Here is a 19,104-nt window from a genome sequence, read left to right as displayed (position 1 = left end):
TGAAAACTTTTGTAGGATGTCTCGACATCTTATTATTATTATAACATATTTTCACAATTTTTACAGGCGATTTGCGATATAATTTGCGGGCAGCTGTCCGGCGTACCGAAATCTTTTTGAAAAAACTCCGAAATCGTATGCGGGCACATGTAAAAACGCGCGAATGTCCCCTTGTTTTTCCTGCGTCCTGTGATTACAATACCGATACTATGAATGCAAAACGAATGGCGCAGCTGCATCCTTATGTGCCCGGCGAACAGCCTTCGGACAAAGCCTACATCAAACTCAACGCAAACGAAAACCCGTATCCGCCGAGTCCGCACGTCATCTCCGCCCTCATCGATTTTATTAAAAATCATCCGGAGAAACTTGCGCTTTATCCCGACCCCGATGCACGTCGTCTGCGAGAGGCGATCGCCGCTATGCTCAACAGAACGGGCGGTGTGCTCGCTCGCACCGTTCCCGAAGGTGAGCACTGCCGTCCGTCGGAAGCGGACATGATCCCGTTTACGGTAACGCCCGATATGATCTACACCGGCAACGGGAGCGATGAAGTGCTTTCGTTTGTGTTTTACGCGTTTTTCGATTCCGATGCGAAACTCGTCACTCCCGAATTTTCGTACAGCTTTTATCCGGTATACGGCGGCTTTTACGATATTCCGCTCGACTTTGTCAAACTTAAAAGCGATTGGACGCTCGATACGCGCACTATGATAGAACGCGAAAAAATCAACGATTCGGGAATCATATTTGCAAATCCGAACGCGCCGACGGGGCGTTCTCTTTTACGGAACGAAGTGCGCGCCATGCTTGAAGAGACAAACCCTGAGCGGGTTTTCGTCGTCGACGAAGCTTATGTCGATTTCGGCGGTGAAAGCTGCATACCGCTGCTTGCCGACTTTCCCAATTTGGTCGTCGTGCGTACGTTCAGCAAAAGCTTTTGCGGAGCCGGTATGCGGCTCGGCTACATCGTCGCGTCTCCCGAACTCGTGCAGGCGGTGACGACGGTAAAAAATTCGCTCAATCATTTTCCGATAGACGCCGCTTCTCAAATCGCCGGTATCGCCGCATGCGAAAACGACGCGTACTATGCCGAATGTGCAAAAAAGATCGCAGACGAGCGGGAAAAATTTTCGGCGTTCCTCGTCGCACACGGTTGGGACTGCATCCCCTCCGTAACGAATTTCGTCTTCGCGCGCAAAGCGGGGCTTTCGGGAAAAGATGCGTACCGCCGCATAAAAGAGCGCGGCATCCTCGTCCGCCGCTTTGCAACGAAAGGTATAGAAGATTTTCTCCGCATGACGATCGGTACCCCCGACCAGATGTGCGCTCTTTGCGATGTGATCGAAACGCTGTAAACCGACGGCGAACGATTCTTAAAATAAAAAGGGCTGTCTCAAAAGTCGGTTACTTTTTCGACAGCCCCTTTGAATCATCGTGCATCCGATGTCAGACTTTAAACTTGCCGACTTCGGCTGCAAGGCTTTCGATGCTTGTTTTATTTTTTTGCGTCAGCGAATTGACGTCCTGTATGGCGTTGTTGATCTGCGTCGCACCTGAAGCCATTTCGTTCATGCTGTCGGTGATGATGCGCGTCAAATCGTCAAGCTTACGCATTTCCTCTGCGACCTGCTCACCGCCTTTGAGCATCTCTTCCGATCCGGCTTGTACTTCCGTCGTCACCGAATTGATGTCTTTGATCGCAGCGAGCACTTCTTTGCTGCCGTTTTCCTGTTCGCGCATCGCTTCCGTGAGGCGGTCGCTCATCGATTTTACTTCTTCGGACAGCGTAAAAATAATATTGAATTTTTCTTCGACTATTTTGGAAGATGATGCGAGTGTTCCGATTTCGTTGCCGAGCGATTTCAGCGTCGCCGTTATCGTCTTGCCTTGAGCCGCCGAATCTTCCGCAAGCTTTCGGATTTCGTCGGCGACGACGGCGAAGCCTTTTCCCGCTTCTCCCGCATGCGCCGCTTCGATCGCGGCGTTCATCGCAAGGAGGTTCGTCTGGCTCGCGATGTGCTGGATAACGCTTGAAGCCTCCATGAGGCTGCCCGATTCTTCCGTAATCTGCTGCGTGATACCGTTTGAATTGACGAGCGTGTCTTTTCCTTCTCCGGTTGCCGAAGTGAGATCTTTAATCACGCCGCCGGTTCGGTCGAGCGTCTGTCCGATGGAAGCGATATTTGCGACCATCTCTTCTATGGCGGCGGAAGACTGCGCGACGCTCGCCGCTTGCGCTTCGATGCTGTTGTTCAGCTGTTTGATCGTTCTGATAATCTCTTCGATGGTAGCCGCCGTTTCGGTAACGCTTGCCGCCTGCGTCAGCGCCTGCTGTTTTACACCGTCGATATTTGCGCTTATTTCCTGGACGGCGCCCGCGGTTTCGGTCATATTGGATGCAAGCTCGTTGCCGACCGATTTCATCGTACCGGTATTTTCTCCGATCGACTGTATCGTGTAACCGATTTTTTCGATCGTTTGATTAAAGTATACCGACAATTCCGTCACTTCATCGTTGCCGGTGATTTCCAAACGCACCGTCAGATCGCCGTCTCCCTGTGCAATATTTTTTAATGCCGCACCGACGTTTTGAACGGGCTGCACCATTTTTCGTGCAACAAAATATATAGTCGCCAGAGTCAAAATTAAAACAGTCAATCCGATAAAATCCATCGTAAGACTCAGCGTGTTGACGGTTCCCATAAACTCGTTGTACGGAGCTTTTAAGACCACCGTCCAATCGGCTAATTTACTCTTTGCGTATCCGGCTATTTTTTTCGTACCGTCGTACGTATAATAGCCGATTCCGGGAGTTTCCGATTCCACAGCGAGCTTTTCAAGTGCTGCAAACGATGCAAGACTCGGATCCGTTTTTGCCGCTTCAACGGCATTGTATAGTGATTGTACGTATTCCCGATCTACATCGGCGATTGTATTGCCGGTCGTTCCTAAAACATAGCAGTTACCCGTTTCCCCGACTTTTATATCGTCTATGATATCGGAGAGTGCCTCACCTCCGATGGAACAGGCAAGTACGCCGGAAACGGCATTGTTGTCGTCTCTGAGAGGCACTGCGAAGACGGTAACGAATTTGTTATCCGAGCGGGAAAGGAACGGCTCGGAGATAAACGGCTTTCCGTTCCGCGCCTGTATAAACCATTCTCTGTCTGCGACGAAAATCGTTTTGCCCGAAGCGGTACGGCGATACCCGTTCACGTCCGTTATATCCAATTCTATTATTTTGGAATTGCGCGTGGCTTCCCCTTGCAGTATTTTAATTTTGTCCGAGACGGGAACCGACGGATCGCGCAACAGGGGCGTCCGCGCAATACCTTCAATGAATTGGAACCACGCTTTGATTCTCCCGTCGATAATCTCCGCAACGTCGACGGCTTTATCCGTGAGATGCGTTTGAACGCGGTCGGTTACGACTTTGCGAGTTGAACGAATCGCAAAGACGCTTTCCCCGACCAACACGACTGCTATCAGCAGTCCGAAAATAATAATTAATTTTTTACGGATCGAAAATCGTTTTTTGTCTGTTGCACCGGTCATGCGCTTGCCTCCGATTTTTCAAAGGAAAGAGAAACGGTAATTTTTTTGCTCATTCGCAAGAACTCCTTTAGAAGTCAAACACTCTTTTACACGTTTGTATCAGTATATGTATTTTTCCGCATTTAGTCTATCGGTCAGTCGCGTTTTCGCTCTCGATCCGCTCAATTGTAAGGTTCTTTCAAATATGGTATACTGATATACTATAGTGTAAGGAGCCGTAGTATGGATATTTCCGAAGAGATTCTCGATTTGCTGCGTGAAAATGCGCGCCTTTCCGTCGAAGACATTTCCGCGATGACGCGAAAGACGGAAGACGAAGTGCGTGCCGTCATCAAAAAACTCGAAGACGGCGGCGTCATCATGAAGTACGCGGCGATTATCAATCCTGAAAAAGACGGCGAATTCAAAGACCGCGTACACGCCGAAATCGAAATACAGGTTACGCCCGAGCGCGAGAGGGGCTTCGATGCGATCGCCGACAGAATATGGCGCTTTCCGCAGGTAAAGTCGCTCTACCTCATGAGCGGCGGCTACGATCTCAAAGTGATCATCGAAGGTGATACGCTGAAAGAAGTCGCGCTCTTCGTCGCGAGCAAACTTTCGACGATCGAAGGCGTGCGCTCGACGAAAACGCATTTTATTTTAAAGACATATAAAGAAAACGATATCGTCTACGTCGAACAGGATCGCGACGGCCGTGAAGGAGTAACCGCCTGATGAACACGCGCGACGACCGCTTTTCCAAAAAAATTCTCGCAACACCTCCGTCGGGCATCCGCAAATTTTTCGATTTGATAATCGGCCGCGACGATATCATTTCTCTCGGTGTCGGCGAGCCCGATTTCCCGACGCCGTGGCAGCTCCGCGAAGAAGCGTTTTATCATCTCGAAAAGGGGCAGACGTCCTATACGTCGAATTGGGGGCTTCTCGAACTGCGTGAAGAGATCGCGCGCTATCTTGCGCGTTACGGCATGTACTACAGTCCGAAAAACGAAATCATCGCGACGATCGGCGGCTCGGAAGCGGTGGACGCGGTGCTCCGTTCCGTCTTGAATCCCGGCGATGAAATCATCGTGTGCGAGCCGTGCTACGTTTCGTATCAGCCGCTTTCCGAACAGTGCGGCGCAACCCTCGTTCACTTGGACACGAGCGAAACGGAATTCATTCCGACGGCGGAAAAAATCGAAAGCGCGGTTACCGAACACACGAAAGCGCTCATGCTGTGTTCTCCGTCGAATCCGACGGGGCGTATGATCCCGAGCGACGAACTTGCAAAAATCGCGGAAGTCGTCAAAGCGCACAAGCTCTGGTGTATCAGCGATGAAATTTACGGAGAGCTCGTATACGACGGACGCAAGCACGTTTCGATCGGCAGTTTTCCGGGCATGAAAGATTACGCGGTCATCATCAACGGATTTTCGAAATCCTTTGCGATGACGGGATGGCGCATCGGCTATCTCGCCGCAAATGCGGAATTGACAAAACAAGTGTGCAAGCTGCACCAGTATTCCACGATCTGCGCTCCGATCATGAGCCAGTATGCGGCGATTGAAGGCTTGAAAAACGGATGGAACGAAGTAGAGCGTATGCGCCGGAGCTACGAGCAGCGGCGGAACCTCATGTATAAAGCGTTTTGCGATATGTCCCTTCCGTGCACGGAAGGCGAGGGGGCATTTTATCTTTTTCCCGATATCCGTTCGACGGGTTTGACGAGCGAAGAATTTGCGACGCAGCTTATTGAAAATTATCAAGTGGCGGTCGTGCCGGGAACCTGTTTCGGAAAGGGCGGCGAAGGATTTATCAGATGCTGTTATGCGACCGATATTAATAAAATAAAGATTGCCGTTTCGCGAATCGCGGAACTGGTAACGGAGCTTCGGAAAAAACGGGAGACGAATCGTTAACACATGGATGCAGCGATATCGATTTTAATAGTAATCGTTTCTGCGGCCGTCGTCGCTTCTCTCATTGTAGCGCTTCGTTCCGCAGCGGTACGGGGAGAAGGAACGGGAGGCAGACAAAAAGGCAGACGCCTCGTCATCCGCGAATGCTCGAAAAAGCTCGCGCGCGATCCCCGCAACGTGCAGGCGCTCTTGACGCTCGGAGAGCTGTATTACGACGAGCGGAATTGGGATAAAGCGTTCCCGCTTTACAATCTCCTCTTCGACTTGATACCGACGCATGTCGAAATCGATGCGGGAAAAATCGCCTGCCGGCAGGGCATCTCGGCGTTTCACAGCAATAAATTCGAAGACGCCGAACGAGGACTTTTGTCCGCATGCAAATTCGAACCCGACAATTTCGATGCGAACTTTTATCTCGGACGGCTCATGTATCAAAAAAACGAATACGAAAAAGCAATCCTGTGTCTGCGGAAAGCACGCTCCATCAACCCCGAAGCGGAGGAAACGGACGAACCGCTCGGGCTTTCGTATTTTAAATCGCAGCACTATCGTGAAAGCATTCCTTTTTTGTGCCGCGTGCTCGATGAAAACCCGACGGACAAAGACGCGCTTTTTGCGATCGCGACGGCGATGGACAAAACGGGCTACGGCGATAAAGCGCTCAAAGTGTTTATGCACTTGCGCCCGGATCCGCAGTACGGCGCCCGGTCCTGTCTTTCGGCGGGTTTGATTCACGAACATATAAATCAATATCAGCTTGCCGAGCAGGATTATGAAATCGGTTTGAAGCTCGAAGAGGTTCCCCTCGATCTGCAGACGACGCTGCGCTATCGGCTTGCGAATGTGTGTCTCGCGCAAAAGAATATCGGTAAGGCGCTCGCGCATCTCAAAACGATACAGGATACGGTGCCGGGCTATAAAGACGTGCCCGCCCTGATCCAGCGCTATCAGGAACTCAATACGAACGCGAATTTGCAAACCTATCTCATGTCGCCGACGGGCGATTTCGTCGCTCTGTGCCGCCGTTTCGTCGCTTCGTATTATTCCGATGCGACGGTAAAGATCGAAGACGCTACGGTGACGCAGGAGTTCGTCGAAATCCTCTGTACCGTCGATACGCCGCGCTGGGAAGATTCGGAGATGTTTCGATTTTATCGCAGCACCGGAGCGATCGGCGAATTGTATGTGCGCGATTTTCACGCAAAGCTCCGCGACATGAAATGCGACAAAGGCTTTTGCATCACGGCGGGCGCGTTTACCGAAGGTGCGCACAAATTTTCCGAAGGCCGTCCCATCGACTTGATCGAAAAAGGCCGCCTCGTTTCGATGCTGAAAAAACTCATGTGATCGGAAAATCGATACCTTTTTTAGCGGTCGGGGGCATTGTTACTTGTTGCAGCGCTTTTGATTGCTTTCCCGAACGATACGAGCGGCGGCCTGCGTGTTTTTTTGCGGCATTTTTTTCGGGGCTTTACGCGCCGTGGGCATCTCCGACACGACAATCCCGCACTTCCCATTATCCGCCGTTTCCATTATAACTATCGATATGCGTTCAAATACTAGGGTCGATATCCTCGATTCGACGCTGCGCGACGGCGCGCAGGGAGAAGGGATCAGTCTTTCGGTTCAGGATAAAATTCACATCGTGCACGCGCTCGACGAACTCGGTGTCGCGTATATCGAAGCGGGGAACCCCGGCTCGAATCCGAAAGACATGGAATTCTTTCAGGAGATAAAAAAAACGCCGCTTGCAAACGCAAAGCTCTGCGCTTTCGGCGCGACGCGCAGAAAAGATATTTCGTGCGCGGAAGACGTAAATGTACAAAGCCTTTTGGCGGCGGAGACGGAAGACGTCGTCATATTCGGGAAGTCGTGGACATTCCACGTCGTCGATATTATTAAAACGACGCTCGAAGAAAACCTTTCGATGATCCGCGATACGTGCGCATTTTTAACGAAAAACAACCGCCGTGTCATCTACGATGCCGAACATTTTTTTACCGGCTACCGGTACGATAGAGACTATGCGCTGAAAACGCTCAAAGCTGCGATCGAAGGGGGAGCCGGTGTACTCACGCTTTGCGAAACGACGGGCGGCTGCCTCATCGACGAATGCAAAAAAGCGGTTGCCGATGTGTGTGCGCATTTCGGACGCGAAGCCCTTGTCGGTATCCACACGCACGACGATTCGGGGCTTGCCGTTGCGAACTCGCTCGTCGCGGTCGAAGCGGGAGCCCGCCACGTGCAGGGAACGCTTCTCGGTTTCGGAGAACGCACGGGAAACGCAAACCTTGCGACCATCATCGCCGACTTGCAGTTGAAGATGGGCTATACCTGTCTTCCGGACGAAAAGCTGAAATCGCTTACACCGATCGCGCGGCGAGTAGCCGAAATCGCGAATATCGCCCTGAATCCGCAGCTTCCCTACGTCGGCGCGAATGCGTTTGCGCACAAAGCGGGCATGCACATCGATGCGGTTATCAAAAATCCCGACGCGTACGAACACATCGCCCCCGAAAGCGTCGGAAACTCCCGCGTGTTCCTCATGAGCGAAGTTGCCGGGCGCAGCATGATCCTCGAAAAGATTAAAAAATTCGATCCGGCGATTCAAAAAGACGATCCGGTCGTTTTGGAAATTATTAAAAAAATGAAAGAGCTCGAATTCGAAGGCTACCAGTTTGAAGGAGCCGACGGAAGTTTCGAACTGCTCGTGCGCAAAACGATCGGAAAATACCAGCCGTTTTTTACGCTGCATTATTATCAGACGAGCGGCATCAATCCGAGGCCCGAAAAGGGAGTCAACGCGTGCGCGCAGATTAAAGTTGAAGTCGACGGACAGATCGCGGTGAGTGCGGGCGAAGGCGACGGCCCCGTCAACGCGCTCGATATCGCGCTCCGCCGCGCGCTCGAAAAATTTTATCCCGCCGTAAAAAAGATCCGGCTCACCGATTTTAAAGTCCGCGTCATCGACGGGAAGTCCGCGACCGCAGCGCGCGTGAGAGTCCTCATCGAAAGTACCGACGGAAGCGATTCGTGGACGACGGTCGGCGTTTCGGCGGATATCATGGAAGCCTCTTGGCTTGCCCTCGTCGATTCGTTCGAATATAAATTGATAAAAGATATCGAAAAACATTTTCGAAAAATGATATGAGGTGAATATGAAAAAGACGATTGCGCTTATTCCCGGCGACGGAATCGGACCGGACGTCGTAGCGGAAGCGGTGCGCGTGCTTGACGCCGTCGCAAAAAAATACGGACACGAGTTTGTATATAAAAATGTCGTTGCGGGAGGAGAAGCGATCGACAGCCGGCAAAATCCGCTTCCGAAAGACCAGCTCGATATCTGCCTCGCATCCGATGCGGTGCTGCTCGGAGCCGTCGGCGGGCCGAAGTGGGACAACGTCGCGCCTGAAATGCGTCCCGAAAAAGCGCTCCTCGGTTTACGGGGCGGCATGAAAGTATACGCGAACCTCCGTCCCGCCGTCATGTTCAAACAACTCAAAGAAGCCTGTCCGCTCAAAGACTCCGGCGACGGCATCGACATCCTCATCGTACGCGAATTGACCGGCGGCATCTATTTCGGCGAGCGGGGTACGTCGGAGGACGGAAAGAGCGCATGGGATACGGAAACGTATTCGTGGCATGAAATAGAGCGCATCGTGCGGCTCGGCTTTGAAGCGGCGCAAAAGCGGCGGAAAGTGCTCACGGTCGTCGATAAAGCGAATATCCTCAACACGAGCCGACTGTGGCGCAAAGTTACGGAAAGCGTCAAAGGCGATTATCCCGACGTTTCGCTCGGCTATATGTATATCGACAACGCGGCGATGCAGCTCGTGCGAAACCCGAAGCAGTTCGACGTCATCGCGACGAGCAATATGTTCGGCGATATTTTGAGCGATGAAGCGAGCCAAATCACCGGTTCCATCGGTATGCTCGCATCCGCGTCACTCGGCGACGGAAGCGGGCCGGGACTCTACGAACCGATTCACGGATCCGCGCCCGACATCGCGGGTAAAGATGCGGCGAACCCGCTTGCAACTATTTTGTCCGCAGCGATGCTTTTGCGCTACAGCTTTCACGCGGAAACCGAAGCGCGCGCGATCGAGACTGCCGTCGAAAGCGTGCTCGACGAAGGCTGGCGCACCGGAGACATCGCGGGAGATATTTCGGCGGTAAAAGCTGCGGGAAAACTTGCCGGCACGAAAAAGATGGGCGAGCTCGTAGCCGAGCGTATTGCGGGATAAGGCACGAACGGTTCAAAGATAAAGATAGACGGGCGGGGAAAATTTGCGGAACAATTTTTTATCGAGAGATCGTTCCGCAATCAACAACCCCGACGCAGAGCGTCAGGGGATTGAATCCTCCACACGAATAAAATACCCGGGTACTTCCGAAAACTTCAGCTTCGGCAGTACCTTATCCTTTCAATCCCGACGACATAAATGCGTCTATAATATTTCTCTGCATGAATAGGTAAATGATGATGATCGGCAGCGATGCCAATGTCGCCGTCGCCATAAAAGGCCCCCAGTTGTTTCCCATTTCAAAATCGAGAAATTGCTGCAAACCTATGGCGAGGGTTTGTTTTTTTGATGACGTTAAAACGAGCAATGGCCAAAAATATTGATTCCAGCCGTCAATGCAGCACAATATGAACATCGATGAAATCGAACTTTTGCAGAGGGGGATGACAACCCTGGAAAAAATCCAAAATGAATTTGCGCCTTCTACTTTCGCCGCTTCATAAAATGCGACGGGGACGCCGCGAAAATGCTGATAGATAAAGAAAAACGCGGCGGCAGATGCGAGTGCGGGAACTACCACGGCCGTCATCGTATTTAATAAGCGGAATTTGCTTATGATGATATAGTTAGGTATCATCGTTACTTGGAAAGGAATGACCATCGTCGTTATTAAAATTAGGAATACCGCTTTATTGAATTTCGTTTTGTAATAGATAAGACCGAATGCAGCGAGTACGGAGACGGCGATCTGTCCGACGCCTATCCATGCGGTTGAAACAAGGGTATTGTGCAGCCATTCAAAAAAATCATATTCGAAGAAAACCGTCTTCATATTATTTAATGTCGGATATCTCGGAATAATATGAATTTCATTTGTAAACAATTCATTCGGTAATTTAAATGCGGAACTGAACATCCACAATATGGGAAAGATATTGCAGATTACAAGAAACACCATAAATATGATTAAGCCAATGTGCCCGACCGTTAATTTTTTATGTTCAGTTTTCATAATATCCGAATCCTCCCGCATATTTCATCATAAGACCGGTGATAATTAAAAAGAGAATCGAAGTGAATATGGCAGCTGCCGAAGCGAGGCCGATATTGAAAAAGTTAAAACCGAATACGTAAATCATGTGCGCCAAATTGGTCGATGCTTCATTCGGTCCGCCTTGAGTCAATATATTAATCGGGATAAAGGCTTTGTCGGTAGAATAATTGATGGCGGTGATGATATTGTAAATCGTCGTCGAACCGAGAAGCGGCCATTTGATTTTCCAAAAGATTGTCCACTGCGATGCGCCGTCTATCGTTGCGGCTTCAATGTATTCATCGCTTATCATCATCAAGCCCGCCGCGTACAAAATCAAATTGGAACCGAGTATCTTCCAGCCGGTGACCGTCACTATAGACGGTATCACAAAGCGAGTGTCCGTAAGCCAGCTTATTTTCGGAATTCCGCATTGCGCTAAAATATTGTTAAATACGCCGAAAGTCGGATTATACATCCACATCCACACGAGACATACGATGGAAAACGCTAAAACGGTCGGAATAAAAAGCATGGCGCGAAACGTCGATTGCAGTTTTTTATTTTTAATATAAGTGAGAAACAGCGCAAACAGCAGCGGGAATATTACAAAAAACGGAAACATTTCCGCGATGTAGACAAAGGTATTGCCGAATGCTTTTGCAAAACTTTGATGCGTAAACATACGTGCGTAATTGTTGAGGCCGACAAAATGTTTTGCGCCGATAAAATTCCATTTTTCAAAACTGAGGAAAAAACTGTAGATGATCGGCCACCATTTAAATAAGAGAAATACAAAGAGAGCGGGAAGAACATACAACAAAAAATATATATTCATTTTTATTTGTTGCCGCATTGCAGTCTTTGATTTTTTTTGTTTTGTCATACGAATTTTACTCTTTGAATAAAGCGCTGATGGCATCCATCTTTGCAAACGGATTTCCGTATTCACAAATTTCAAAAACAAATTGATCTTTGAAACCTCTATTGCGTATCATATCGTGCCATTTCGGCCAATCGATTATACCGTCGTCGGGAAGCCTGTGACTGTCGCTCTTTCCGTCATTGTTATGTATATGGAATGTGATGAGGCGTTCCGGCTCTACCGTTTCGATTTCTTTTTGCATATCGTTGCTCGTAATTGTAACATGCCCGATATCGAGACAAAAATATAAATTCTTGATATCGCCGAATAACGCATGCTGATTTATCAATGTGCAGAGCACTTCGTCATCTTTGTTTTTACCGCTCGGAATATTTTCGAGGGCAAGTTTTACGCCCTGCTTATGCGCATAATCCGCAAGTTCCGTTAATGCATCATGCAGATAAGGGATATCGGCTTTTGAGGCATTGTATTCCTTTCGGTCGCAGGCATGGATGACGGCGATAGGAATTTCAAATCGGCCGCAAAAATCGATAGAGGCTTTTTTTACGTTTATTCTATGCGCTCTTGCTTCTTCGATGCTGTCGAAAGGTCTGAACTTTCGGAACGGAGTATGAATGGAATGTACGCGGATATTGTATTCTTTTAATAAAGCGCGGACTTTATGTTCATCGGCTAAACTGCGCGGATCGACATGGTGCGATTCGTCTGCCCACAATTCTACGGAATTAAAACCGTGCGCTGCAACCGAATGCAGAGCGCTTTCCAGATCCCAGTTTTCAAACAGATATGTAGAAATGGCATATTCGTTTTTGTCACGGTAAAAATTATTACCCATAAATAGTTTCCTCGGTGTCTAAGGTTTCTTTTTTTATAGACAAAAAGAGCTGTGCCGATAAAACGGCATACAGCTCTTTTTATTGTTTTGCTCTATAATAATTTATTGCAATCTTCTTCGAGTTTTTTTAATGAGGGTGCAACGGGTGCACCTTCCAGAATAATGGTATTCCTCGTATTGTAGTATAAACGTTCGATTTCCATCCCTGTGGCGCCGCCCGGCCAGTTCGGCCACATGATCATATTTGACGCTTGTTCGTACGCTGCAGCCTGCAGCGGAGTTTTTTTAACATCGGCATTTGTAACGGAAAGATATCCCGTTTTCGTAAATATGTTCATGCTTTCTTTCGATACCGCGAAGTCAAGAAATTTCCATACGGCATTTCTTTTCGTTTTATCTTTTGTAAAGGAAATGATTGCCGCGCCTCCGGCTGCGAGTTTATTCGACTTCCCCGTAAAGGAAGGAAATTTTACACATCGCAAATCGAAATTTGCTTGAGCGGCGTATCCAGCACCTTTCATGCAGGATGTAGGACGCATGGCGATATTGCCGGCCGCAAAGTCGGATTCGAATTCCGCATCCGTTTCTATCGGAACAAGACCTTCTTTGTATAAGTTTTGCCACATCGTCAGCGCTTCTATAGCGCCGGCATTGGTGAAATTGACTTTTTTATCGTCACGCGTTTTGATAGTGCCGCCGGCGCTATAGATGAGATTGAAGTCCGGCCATGTATCGGGCATTTGAATTGCGATCGGATATTTTTTCGTTTTCGATTTTATGATTTTTCCGACTCGCATTACTTCATCCCATGTTGTCGGAATATCCGCTTCGGTCAATCCTGCGGCTTTAAATATATCCATGTTCACGAACATGACTATATTTGACAGGGCAAAAGGCATGCCGACATGTTTTCCGTTAACGTTGGTCGTGTTATAGATTGATTTATTAAACCGAGATTCGACTTCAGCGAGAGCCGCAGCGCTCGGCGCCAAGTCTTTTAATTCTACAGGCTGCAATTCCGTCGTTATATAGTTGAGTAAGTTGTATCCTCCGACAAACATATCGGGCGGTTGATTTCCTGCGGCAAGATTTGCTACCAGTGACTGCAAGAGCGGCATATATTCGCCGGGCTTTGCAACGACGGTTATTTTGATGTCGGGATTTTTTTCTTCGAACGCTTTTACGACCTCATTGAGCCTGTCGCTGTGCCCTCCCGACCATCTGTGCCACAGCGTCAGCTGAATCGTGTTGCCGTTTGCGGCGGCATCCGGATTGCCGGTTGCGAACACGGCTGCAGATAATACTGATAAACATATCAGTACATTTAATAATTTTCTCATATAACAACTCCTTAAAAATATAATCGTATCTACCTTGCCAAGAGTTTATTGCATTCCGTTTCCAACGCTTTCAGCGTCGATTCAACCGGTGCATTTTGAAGCACGATCTTGTTGCGGGCGTTAAGATACAGCCGTTCGATTTCCATTCCTGCAGCCCCGCCCGGCCAGTTCGGCCATATCATTGCAAGCGGTTCTTGCTCGTAAGCGACTTCCTGATATTTTGTCTTTGCGACGACGTCTTTGGTAACGCAGAGGTACCCCGTCTTCGTAAAGATATCCATTCCTTCTTTTGATGCGACGAAATTCATAAATTGCCATACCGCATCTTTTTTTGTTTTATCTTTCGCAAACGTGATGACGGCCGCGCCTCCGGCTGCGAGTTTATTTGTTTTTCCCGCAAAGCTCGGCATTTTTGCCGTACGAAGATCGAAATTTGCCTGTGAAAGATATCCGTTGATTTTCATGATCGTTGTCGGACGCATCGCAAGGTTGCCCGCAGCAAAGCCGGATTCGCTTTCCGCGTCCGTTTCGACAGGAGAAAGACCCTCTTGGTAAAGAGTTTGCCACATCGTGAGCGCTTGTATTGCCCCCGTATTTGTTAAGTCGATGCGTTTGTTGTCTGCAGATTTGATCCGTCCTCCCGCAGAATAGATGAGGCTGCAGTCCGCCCATGTATCGGGAAGCTGGATGGCGATCGGCATTTTATCAGTTTTTGCTTTGATAATTTTTCCGACACGTATAACTTCATCCCATGTTGCGGGGATGTCGCGTTCGCTTAATCCCGCCGCTTTAAAAATATCCATGTTTACGTACAAGACGATATTTGAAAGCGCGAACGGCAGACCGATTTGTTTTCCATTGATATTCGTAATATCGTATATGGGTTTATCGAATCGCGATCGCAGTTCCGAAAGAGCCGCTTCGTTCGGAGCCAAATTTTTCAATTCCGTCGGCTGTAATTCCGTTGCGATATAGTCGAGGAGATTATATCCTCCGATAAATAAATCGGGCGGCTGATTTCCGGCCGCTATATCCGCAACCATGGATTGCAAAAGCTGCATATATTCGCCGGGCTTTGCGATAATATCGATTTTAATGTTTTTATTTTTTGCCTCGAACGCTCGGACGACTTGTGCAAGATAGTCGCTGTTTGCGCCCGACCAGCGATGCCACAATGTCAGCTTAACCGGGCCGCTGTCTTGTTTCGAAACGTCCGATTCGCCCAGTGCAAATAATGCAGCGGAAAATACGAAAAACATGCATCCTAAAAGCACCGATTTTTTCATAATTGCCTCCTGGAAAATCGTAAAATATATTGCAAAGAAATTCGTAATTTTCGGACAAAAACAAACTACGTACGAACATCCTCCTAATTAAGGAAAAAACGAATAAAAGTAGCTTATAAGGAATTGCAGTAAAAATTATACCACAGAAAAATCACCTGTCAAGAAAATTCGAACAGATTTTTTATATAATTTCACAAAATTATGGGTTTCTTTAACAATAATTTACTTTTAATAATAACTATGAAAGCGTTACAGCGTAATTGCGTTATGTCAAAGAAAAGACGCTTTGATTACTTGAATTCCCGCATTTGTGAATTTTTCAACGTCCGTATTCGATATATCGGTATCGGTAATCAAAATATGTATGCTTGTTATCGGAGCGACACGGAACCGGGAAATTTTACCGATTTTGCTGCTGTCTGCAACTATGATAATGTTTCCCCGAGTGTGTTCGATCATCAATCGATTGATATAACTTTCCTGCTCGACCGGCGTCGTAAGACCGCAGTTGACGTCGATACCGTCTATTCCGATAAAGGATTTTGTCGCCCACACGTTGCCGACGCTTGTATTTGCGATTCCTCCTACCAATGTAAGCGATTCGGTGTTGTATATGCCGCCGGTAGAAATAACTTCGATATTTTCGGATATTTCGTCGAGGGGAATACATGGATTATTTGTAATGATTTTTACGTGTTCTGCAGTGATAAACGGAAATATGCGCATCGTTGTTGTTCCGCTGTTTAAAAAAATCGTATCGTATGGTTGAATGTATGCGGCTGCGCTTCGTGCGATAGCTTGCTTTGCTTCGATATGCAGCATATTCTTTTGTGAAAAAAGCAGGGCGGTATTGTATCTGTTTGAAATGATTGTACCGCCGTGAGTTCGCTCTACCAATCCTTTGTTTTCCAAATATTCAAAGTCGCGTCTGATAGTCATTTCCGACACGTGTAATTTTTTGCTTATCTCTTTTGCCGATGCGATTTTACATTGCTGCAGCAATTGATAAACCGCATCGCGTCTTTTGGGTGTCGATTGCTCTTTTCCGGTTTTGTTCATTTTTCCCCTGAATTTCATTTATTGTGAAAATATATCGTCGATTATTATAGCATAAAGTATAAAAAAAGTGAATTAGTGTTAATAATATTCGTTGTTTTGTAATTTTTTATAAAAAATCTGTTTTAATTTGTTTGACAAAAAAAACTTCAATTTATATAATATCCGACGGTGAGCGTTTTATATAGGGATTAATCAGTGCCTTTTTAGGGAGAGGTATATATGATACGCAGCGAACTGCTGATGAAAAGCGGCGCGGTGAGGGAAGCAGCCGAAGCGTTCCATAAAAAATTTCCGGGTAAGAAGCCCTTAATTATAGAAGATACGAACACGCAAGCTCTTGCCGAAGATATCGTCGTTTCCCAGTTTGACGAATGCAGCAGTCATTGTTTCGATGCAAAAACGATATATGCGGACGATGAGCACGTTTCGGCTGTGCAGAGGGCGCTCGAAGAAAAGCCCGACGCCGTCGCCGTTGCGCTCGGAAGCGGCACGATCAACGATCTGTGCAAGCGGGCATCCTATGTTGCAGGCGAGCGGCCGTATATGTGCATCGCAACCGCACCGTCGGTAGACGGCTTTACGAGCAACGGTGCGGCCATTACCGACCGCGGATTAAAGATGACGCTTCCATGTCCCGCTCCCGTTCTCGTTGTCGCGGATACGGATATTTTGTCGAACGCGCCGATCGATATGATCGCAGCAGGTTACGGCGATTTGGCGGCGAAAGTCCCTGCGGGCGCGGATTGGCTTATTGCAGATGCGCTCGGCATTGAAAAAATAGTTGAAAGCGTGTGGGATATGGTACAGCCCTCGCTTAAAGCCGCGATTTCCGAACCTGCAAAACTTCGCGCTCGGGATCCCGCCGCCGCCGCGGCTGTTTTTACAGGGCTCATTCAAACCGGTTTTGCGATGCAGGAGTATTTCGATTCCCGTCCGGCAAGCGGCGCCGAGCATCTTATGAGCCACGTATGGGAAATGCGCGGCTCTTGTACCGTCGGCGGTAAAGAAGCTTCTCACGGTTTTAAAGTTGCGATCGGTACGCTGACGACTACCGCAATTATGGAAGAATTATTAAAATTATCGAAAAGCGATGTGGAAAAAGCGGCCGCATCGTATACACCCGAAACGTGGGAAGAGCGGCAAAAATCGATCGCGCATTTTGTCCGAGAGCCGTCGGTGCGGGACAGACAAATCGAAATATGCCGGAAAAAGTTTTTGGAAGGGGATGCGCTCGCCGCGCGGCAATCTGCGATCGCGGCAAAGTGGGCTGAGCTGCGGCAAAAAATCGAAGGGCAGATTATCCCGTTTGCAAAGCTGAAAGAGATGTTTCAAACGGCCGGCTGTCCGACCGAACCGAGTGATATTTGCCTGTCGAGCGAAAATCATCGGTACGGTATGCGCGTTGCTCAGATGATGCGGAACCGATATACTGTTGTCGATTTGCTGTACGAAACGGGACTGTTTGATGCGATGATCGAGCGCATTATCGATCCTTCAGGCACCTATTTCAGCACATGGAACAAAGCCTAATATGCTGCCGCAGCGTGCTGTTTTTAAGATGAGCTTGCCGTCCGGCACAGCGTCCTGATATTTTTTGCAAAGGATACGGCGATATGGAATTAAATAACGGCGGATCGTGCGGCTGCGGGAAAAAACACGTATGCGGCGTAAAAAAATTAATAATCGAAAAAGGTGCGCTTGCATCGCTTCCGTCATTGCTTTGTGAAGCCGGCGCCGAAAAGCCGTTTCTTATAATGGACGGAAATACGAAAAAAGCGGCGGGCGATACGGTTTCGGATATTTTGAAAAATGCCGGCATACCGTTTTCATCCTATGTATATGAAACGACCGAGCCGCTTGCGCCGACGGAGGAAACGTTCGGGCGCGTTATGATGTTTTGGGATCCGTCCTGCGATTGTATCGTCGCCGTCGGGAGCGGAGTCATCAACGACGTTTCAAAGCTCGTATCGCGCGTGAGCGGTCGTCCGTATATCCTCGTTTTGACGGCGCCGAGTATGGACGGCATGGTTTCTCCGACTTCATCGATGGACGTGCAGTCGCTCAAAGTATCGCTTCCGTCCGCTACGGTGCACTCCGTCGTTGCGGATATCGACGTTTTGGCACGCGCTCCTCGGCGCATGATTTTGGCGGGATTCGGCGATATGCTTGCCAAGTACATCAGCGTAACGGAATGGAAGATTTCGCATATCATCACCGGCGAATACTATTGCGAAAAAATTGCATCTCTTCTGCAAAGCGCGCTGCAACAGGTATTCGATGCCGCCCCTCGTTTATTGTCGGGGGACGAAGAGGCGGTACGGACATTGACCGACGGACTCCTGCTTGCCGGCTGCGCGATGGCGTATGCGGGCGTTACGAGGCCTGCGAGCGGCATGGAACACTATATTTCACATATCATCGATATGCGGCATCTCGTCTTCGGAACCCCTGCGGATTTACACGGTATTCAAGCGGGCATCGGGACGCTGTATACGCTGAAATTATATGAGGAAATCGAAAAGATCGATGCGATAGATATTGCAAAAGCCGAGGGGTATGCCGCCGCCTTCGATTACGATGAATGGAGCAAAACGCTGCGCGCCTTTGTCGGAAAATCCGCCGAGTCGATGATCGCGCTCGAAGCGAAAGAGCGCAAATACGATAAAGCCTCGCACAAAGTACGCATAAAAAAGATTGCCGAAAAGTGGCCCGAATTGCGCAGTGTGATGAAAGAGATGCTTCCGCCTTCGCAGAAAATCGAAGATACTATGAAAGCGCTCGGCATGCCCCTGCGTCTTACGGAACTCGGTGTCGCACCGCACGATATTCCGACGCTTGTAAAATGTACGAAAGATATCCGCGACAAATACGTCGGAACGCGCCTGCTTTGGGATATCGGCGAACTTGACGACATACTGCAGAAGGTTTCGGAAAATTATTTTGATATATAAAGAGGTTT

The 19,104-nt window shown here is 48.6% G+C and carries 15 protein-coding genes; 8 read left to right on the top strand and 7 right to left on the bottom strand.

Features of this window, described 5'->3' with window-relative positions:
* Positions 1-209 precede the first annotated feature (209 nt).
* Entirely contained in the window at positions 210-1,358 is a 1,149-nt protein-coding gene (locus tag HMPREF0860_RS09665) for a pyridoxal phosphate-dependent aminotransferase (protein ID WP_038080874.1), read from the top strand.
* A gap of 91 nt (positions 1,359-1,449) precedes the next feature.
* Here the strand turns inward: HMPREF0860_RS09665 and HMPREF0860_RS09660 are convergent, their stop codons facing one another.
* Positions 1,450-3,558, bottom strand: a complete 2,109-nt coding sequence (locus HMPREF0860_RS09660) for a methyl-accepting chemotaxis protein (RefSeq protein ID WP_021330117.1) — start codon at positions 3,556-3,558, stop codon at positions 1,450-1,452.
* Positions 3,559-3,780: 222 nt separating this feature from the next.
* Between HMPREF0860_RS09660 and HMPREF0860_RS09655 the strand changes: the two genes are divergently transcribed.
* The 5 genes from HMPREF0860_RS09655 to leuB all read left to right on the top strand — a co-directional run bounded on the left by HMPREF0860_RS09655 (position 3,781) and on the right by leuB (position 9,706).
* Positions 3,781-4,275: an Lrp/AsnC family transcriptional regulator gene (locus tag HMPREF0860_RS09655; RefSeq protein ID WP_021330123.1), complete on the top strand. Its 495-nt coding sequence runs from the start codon at positions 3,781-3,783 to the stop codon at positions 4,273-4,275.
* The gene (locus HMPREF0860_RS09650; RefSeq protein WP_021330124.1) at positions 4,275-5,462 is read left to right on the top strand and encodes a pyridoxal phosphate-dependent aminotransferase; all 1,188 of its coding nucleotides are present in this window, start codon (positions 4,275-4,277) and stop codon (positions 5,460-5,462) included. Before HMPREF0860_RS09655 ends, HMPREF0860_RS09650 begins: the two co-directional genes overlap by 1 nt.
* A 3-nt stretch (positions 5,463-5,465) precedes the next feature.
* The gene (locus HMPREF0860_RS09645) at positions 5,466-6,809 is read left to right on the top strand and encodes a tetratricopeptide repeat protein (protein WP_021330120.1); all 1,344 of its coding nucleotides are present in this window, start codon (positions 5,466-5,468) and stop codon (positions 6,807-6,809) included.
* Between the two features lie 199 nt (positions 6,810-7,008).
* Entirely contained in the window at positions 7,009-8,613 is a 1,605-nt protein-coding gene (gene cimA, locus HMPREF0860_RS09640; protein WP_021495714.1) for a citramalate synthase, read from the top strand.
* A gap of 7 nt (positions 8,614-8,620) precedes the next feature.
* Positions 8,621-9,706: a 3-isopropylmalate dehydrogenase gene (gene leuB, locus HMPREF0860_RS09635; RefSeq protein ID WP_021495715.1), complete on the top strand. Its 1,086-nt coding sequence runs from the start codon at positions 8,621-8,623 to the stop codon at positions 9,704-9,706.
* 172 nt (positions 9,707-9,878) lie between these two features.
* Here leuB and HMPREF0860_RS09630 read toward each other — a convergent pair whose 3' ends face one another.
* The 6 genes from HMPREF0860_RS09630 to HMPREF0860_RS09605 all read right to left on the bottom strand — a co-directional run bounded on the left by HMPREF0860_RS09630 (position 9,879) and on the right by HMPREF0860_RS09605 (position 16,145).
* The gene (locus HMPREF0860_RS09630) at positions 9,879-10,538 is read right to left on the bottom strand and encodes a carbohydrate ABC transporter permease (RefSeq protein WP_162147010.1); all 660 of its coding nucleotides are present in this window, start codon (positions 10,536-10,538) and stop codon (positions 9,879-9,881) included.
* A 169-nt stretch (positions 10,539-10,707) separates the two neighbouring features.
* Complete coding sequence (locus tag HMPREF0860_RS09625; RefSeq protein WP_162147009.1) at positions 10,708-11,577, bottom strand: carbohydrate ABC transporter permease; 870 nt, start codon at positions 11,575-11,577, stop codon at positions 10,708-10,710.
* Between the two features lie 55 nt (positions 11,578-11,632).
* Entirely contained in the window at positions 11,633-12,460 is an 828-nt protein-coding gene (locus HMPREF0860_RS09620) for a sugar phosphate isomerase/epimerase family protein (RefSeq protein WP_021330118.1), read from the bottom strand.
* A gap of 92 nt (positions 12,461-12,552) precedes the next feature.
* Positions 12,553-13,800, bottom strand: a complete 1,248-nt coding sequence (locus HMPREF0860_RS09615) for an extracellular solute-binding protein (protein WP_021330129.1) — start codon at positions 13,798-13,800, stop codon at positions 12,553-12,555.
* 29 nt (positions 13,801-13,829) lie between these two features.
* Positions 13,830-15,086 carry an extracellular solute-binding protein gene (locus tag HMPREF0860_RS09610; protein ID WP_021330132.1) on the bottom strand — a complete coding sequence of 419 codons (1,257 nt, stop codon included), beginning with the start codon at positions 15,084-15,086 and terminating at the stop codon, positions 13,830-13,832.
* A gap of 270 nt (positions 15,087-15,356) precedes the next feature.
* Complete coding sequence (locus tag HMPREF0860_RS09605; RefSeq protein WP_021330121.1) at positions 15,357-16,145, bottom strand: DeoR/GlpR family DNA-binding transcription regulator; 789 nt, start codon at positions 16,143-16,145, stop codon at positions 15,357-15,359.
* A 219-nt stretch (positions 16,146-16,364) separates the two neighbouring features.
* On the opposite strand from HMPREF0860_RS09605, the gene HMPREF0860_RS09600 reads away from it, so the two are divergent.
* Together HMPREF0860_RS09600 and HMPREF0860_RS09595 are read left to right on the top strand one after the other, a co-directional pair.
* Entirely contained in the window at positions 16,365-17,675 is a 1,311-nt protein-coding gene (locus HMPREF0860_RS09600) for a sn-glycerol-1-phosphate dehydrogenase (RefSeq protein WP_021330114.1), read from the top strand.
* Between the two features lie 83 nt (positions 17,676-17,758).
* The gene (locus tag HMPREF0860_RS09595; RefSeq protein ID WP_021330144.1) at positions 17,759-19,096 is read left to right on the top strand and encodes a sn-glycerol-1-phosphate dehydrogenase; all 1,338 of its coding nucleotides are present in this window, start codon (positions 17,759-17,761) and stop codon (positions 19,094-19,096) included.
* The last annotated feature ends 8 nt before the right edge of the window (positions 19,097-19,104 follow it).

The sequence above is a fragment of the Treponema socranskii subsp. socranskii VPI DR56BR1116 = ATCC 35536 genome, assembly GCF_000468115.1.
Taxonomy (GTDB): Bacteria; Spirochaetota; Spirochaetia; order Treponematales; family Treponemataceae; genus Treponema_D; species Treponema_D socranskii.
The sequence above is the reverse complement of the archived record's forward strand: the minus strand, read 5'-3'. Positions and strand labels throughout refer to the sequence as shown.